This window comes from Microbacterium umsixpiens, from assembly GCF_053543675.1.
This window is the reverse complement of record NZ_JBLVOH010000108.1, coordinates 5,078-9,182: the sequence shown is the minus strand read 5'-3', so window position 1 is coordinate 9,182 and position 4,105 is coordinate 5,078. Positions and strand designations below refer to the sequence as shown.

Here is a 4,105-nt window from a genome sequence, read left to right as displayed (position 1 = left end):
GCGGCGGGCTGGTGGCATGTCGGCGTACCACGGGAGGGTGTCCTCCAGGCGCTTGATCGTCACCGAGGCGATGTCACCGGAGATCCGGCGCAGCCAGGTGAGCGTCGCGGCCTTGTCCATGCCGGAAGGAGAAGAACCTGTCACTGAGGGCTCAGCTTTCGCCACCCGCGTTGCCGCTGGTGCCGGCGTTCACGTCGTGCAGACGGTACTTCTCGATCGCCTGCGCCGCGAGCGAGCGGTCGACCTTGCCGTCTTCGGCGAGCGACTGCAGCGTGCGGACGACGATCGACGGGCCGTCGATCTTGAAGAAGCGACGAGCAGCTGCACGGGTGTCCGAGAAGCCGAAGCCGTCGGCGCCGAGCGTGGCGAAGCGGTTCGGGACCCACGGGCGGATCTGGTCCTGCACGGCGTGCATGAAGTCGCTGACCGCGACGACCGGACCTTCGGCACCCTGGAGCTTCTCGGTGAGATACGCGGTGCGGGGCTCCGCCTCGGGGTGCAGGAAGTTGTGCTCGTCAGCGGCGAGGCCGTCGCGGCGCAGCTCGGTCCAGGAGGTGACCGACCAGACGTCGGCGATCACGCCCCAGTCGTTCTTCAGCAGCTCCTGGGCCTCGAGAGCCCAGGGGAGTCCGACACCCGACGCGAACAGCTGCGCGCGGGGGCCGTCGCCCTCGCCGACCGAGATGCGGTGGATGCCGCGGACGATACCGTCCACGTCCACGTTCTCCGGCTCGGCGGGCATCACGATCGGCTCGTTGTAGAGCGTGATGTAGTACATCACGTTGGGGTCCTCGTGGTTGCCGCCGTACATGCGATCGAGACCGGAGCGCACGATATGCGCGATCTCGTAGCCGTAGGCCGGGTCGTACGAGATCGTCGCCGGGTTGGTGGCGGCGAGCAGATGCGAGTGGCCATCGGCGTGCTGGAGGCCTTCACCGGTGAGGGTGGTGCGACCGGCGGTGGCGCCCATGATGAAGCCGCGGGCCATCTGGTCTCCGGCAGCCCACTGAGCGTCGCCCGTGCGCTGGAAGCCGAACATCGAGTAGAAGATGTAGACCGGGATGAGCGGCTCACCGTGCGTGGCGTAGGAGGTTCCGGCGGCGGTGAAGGCTGCGAGTGCGCCGGCCTCGTTGATGCCGACGTGCACGATCTGGCCCTGCGGGCTCTCCTTGTAGGCGAGGAGCAGCTCGCGATCGACCGACGTGTAGTGCTGGCCGTTCGGGTTGTAGATCTTCGCCGAGGGGAAGTACGCGTCCATACCGAACGTGCGCGCCTCGTCGGGGATGATCGGCACGATGCGGTGGCCGAAGTCCTTCGAACGCAGCAGGTCCTTGAGCAGACGGACGAATGCCATGGTGGTGGCGATCTCCTGCGTGCCGGAACCCTTCTTGGGAAGCGCATATGCGGTGTCGTCCGGCAGCGACAGGCCGACGTGCGTCGAGCGGCGCTCCGGTAGGTAGCCGCCGAGTGCCTGACGGCGCTCGAGCATGTACTGGATCGTCTCGTCCTGGGGGCCCGGGTTGTAGTACGGGGGCAGGTACGGGTTCTCCTCGAGCTGCGCGTCCGTGATCGGGATGTGCATCGCGTCGCGGAACGTCTTCAGGTTGTCCAGCGTCATCTTCTTCATCTGGTGGGTCGCGTTGCGGCCCTCGAAGTGCGGACCGAGGCCGTAGCCCTTGACGGTCTTCGCGAGGATGACGGTGGGCTTGCCCTTGTGCTCGGTCGCTGCCTTGAACGCGGCGTAGACCTTGCGGTAGTCGTGGCCACCGCGCTTGAGGTTCCAGATGTCGTCGTCGGAGTAGTCCTTGACGAGGGCGGCGGCGCGCTCGTCGCGGCCGAAGAAGTGCTCACGGATGTACGCACCGGACTCGGCCTTGTACGTCTGGTAGTCACCGTCGGGGGTGACATTCATCAGGTTGAGCAGAGCGCCCTCGGTGTCGCGGGCGAGCAGGTCGTCCCACTCACGGCCCCAGACGACCTTGATGACGTTCCAGCCGGCGCCGCGGAAGAACGACTCCAGCTCCTGGACGATCTTGCCGTTGCCGCGCACCGGGCCGTCGAGGCGCTGCAGATTGCAGTTGACGATGAAGGTCAGGTTGTCGAGACCCTCGTTGGCGGCGACCTGCAGCTGGCCGCGGCTCTCGACCTCGTCCATCTCGCCGTCGCCGAGGAACGCCCAGACGTGCGACTGCGACGTGTCCTTGATGCCACGGTTCTCGAGGTACTTGTTCGACATCGCCTGGTAGATCGCGTTGATCGGGCCGAGGCCCATCGACACGGTCGGGAACTGCCAGTACTCCGGCATCAGGCGCGGGTGCGGGTACGACGGGATGCCGTGCGGTGCGTGCGACTTCTCCTGGCGGAAGCCGTCGAGCTGGTCCTCGCTCAGGCGTCCTTCGAGGAAGGAGCGGGCGTAGGTGCCGGGGGAGGCATGGCCCTGGATGAAGATCTGGTCGGCGCCGCCCGGGTTGTCGGCACCTTTGAAGAAGTGGTTGAAGCCGACTTCGTAGAGAGCCGCCGACGAGGCGTAGGTCGAGATGTGACCGCCGACGCCGATACCGGGGCGCTGCGCGCGGTGCACCGTGATCGCGGCGTTCCAACGGATCCAGGCGCGGTAGCGGCGCTCGATCTCCTCGTCACCGGGGAACTCGGGTTCGTTCTCGGACGCGATCGTGTTGATGTAGTCCGTCGTCGGGACCATCGGCACGCCCAGGTGCAGCTCCTTCGAGCGCTTGAGCAGGCTGAGCATGATCTCGCGGCCTCGGCCGTGGCCCTTGGCATCGACCAGCTCGTCGAGGGACTGCTGCCACTCGCCGGTCTCCTCCGGATCGCTGTCGAGTGGGCCCTGGGAATAAGGATCCTGGTCGTGCACGGTCACGGGGCGAACCTTTCGTCAAGCTGGCAGGTCATGCCAAGGAAACGGGAAGCGACACGGGCAGCCTTGTCAGCTGTGCACAACGCGCGCCGCAATCAGCCTATCCCTCTTCTACGACACGGGTGCGCATCGGGTGGCCGATACACTGGGTGCACCAGGGCCTTTAGCTCAGCTGGTAGAGCGCCACGTTTACACCGTGGATGTCGTCGGTTCGATCCCGGCAGGGCCCACACCACCTCGAACCCTGGCGGTCGCCGCGTCGCAGTCCTATGCTCCCCGCATGGGACTCCTGACCTTCAGCATCAACATCACCCTCGACGGCTGTGTCGACCATCGGGAGGGCATCGCCGATGCGGAGACCCATCCCCTCTTCACTCAGCTCATGGACGAAGCCGGCGCGATGCTCTGGGGTCGCACGACCTACGAGATGATGGAGAGCGCGTGGCCGGCGGTCGCCCGCGGAGAGGTGGAGGCGGATTCCACGATGCGGGAATGGGCGGTCAAGCTCGACGCCAAGCCGAAGTATGTGGTGTCGTCCACTCGCGAGGACTTCCCCTGGGCGAACAGCCATCGCATCGCCGGAGATCTGCGCGCGGGTGTGCAGAAGCTCAAGGACGAGACACCGGCGGGGGTGCTGCTCGGCAGCATCTCTCTGGCTGCCGAACTCGACCGGCTCGGCCTCGTCGACGAGTACCGGTTCCTCGTCCAGCCCCGGATCGTCGGTCACGGACCGACCCTCTACGAGAGGGGACTGCCGAGCACGCGACGGCTCGCGCTGATCTCGGCGACGCCGCTCCGGAACGGAGCTATCTGGACGCACTACCGACGCGCCGATTGACCTGCGACAGCCGGGGTGGAATCGAGCACCGGACCTACCCGTCGCGAGCCATCGGCGCAAGGCCCGCCGCTCCTCGAGCCTCGAGCGCGTACCCTCGGACCCACGGCAAGACTCGATGATCAGGGACGGGGAGTTCTCACACATGGCGCGACGCATCGTCATCAGCGGGGCATCGGGACTGATCGGTTCCGCCCTCGCATCATCGCTCCGCGCCGACGGCGTCGAGGTGACCGCACTCGTTCGCCGGGCTCCGCGGTCCGACGCCGAGGCGCAATGGGCACCGGGGGAGCGTGCCCTCGATCCGGACGTGCTCGCCGGGGCCGAAGCCATCGTCGCACTGGGCGGTGCGAGTGTCGGGCGGCTGCCGTGGACGAAGGGGTACCGTCGTGAGC

Annotated in this window: 3 protein-coding genes, 1 tRNA gene and 1 pseudogene; 3 read left to right on the top strand and 2 right to left on the bottom strand. The window is 66.9% G+C overall.

Annotation, left to right across the window (positions count from 1 at the left end; genetic code table 11):
- Together ACNPM4_RS10905 and aceE are read right to left on the bottom strand one after the other, a co-directional pair.
- Positions 1-144: pseudogene (locus ACNPM4_RS10905) on the bottom strand (PucR family transcriptional regulator); the annotation flags it as partial.
- A gap of 7 nt (positions 145-151) precedes the next feature.
- The gene (aceE, locus tag ACNPM4_RS10900) at positions 152-2,878 is read right to left on the bottom strand and encodes a pyruvate dehydrogenase (acetyl-transferring), homodimeric type (RefSeq protein WP_448985704.1); all 2,727 of its coding nucleotides are present in this window, start codon (positions 2,876-2,878) and stop codon (positions 152-154) included.
- A 154-nt stretch (positions 2,879-3,032) separates the two neighbouring features.
- Between aceE and ACNPM4_RS10895 the strand changes: the two genes are divergently transcribed.
- From ACNPM4_RS10895 to ACNPM4_RS10885, 3 genes are all read left to right on the top strand, one after another.
- Positions 3,033-3,105: transfer RNA gene (locus ACNPM4_RS10895), tRNA-Val, on the top strand.
- Positions 3,106-3,155: 50 nt separating this feature from the next.
- A complete protein-coding gene (locus ACNPM4_RS10890; RefSeq protein WP_448985703.1) occupies positions 3,156-3,713 on the top strand; it encodes a dihydrofolate reductase family protein in 558 nt (185 codons plus the stop codon).
- 142 nt (positions 3,714-3,855) lie between these two features.
- Positions 3,856-4,105 (top strand): NAD-dependent epimerase/dehydratase family protein (locus ACNPM4_RS10885; RefSeq protein WP_448985701.1); only part of this gene is annotated, 250 nt, incomplete at its 3' end.

What these genes read in the sequence shown, in the direction of transcription:
- ACNPM4_RS10890 (WP_448985703.1), top strand. Translation starts at nt 3,156, where the DNA reads ATGGGACTCCTGACCTTCAGCATCAACATCACCCTCGACGGCTGTGTC.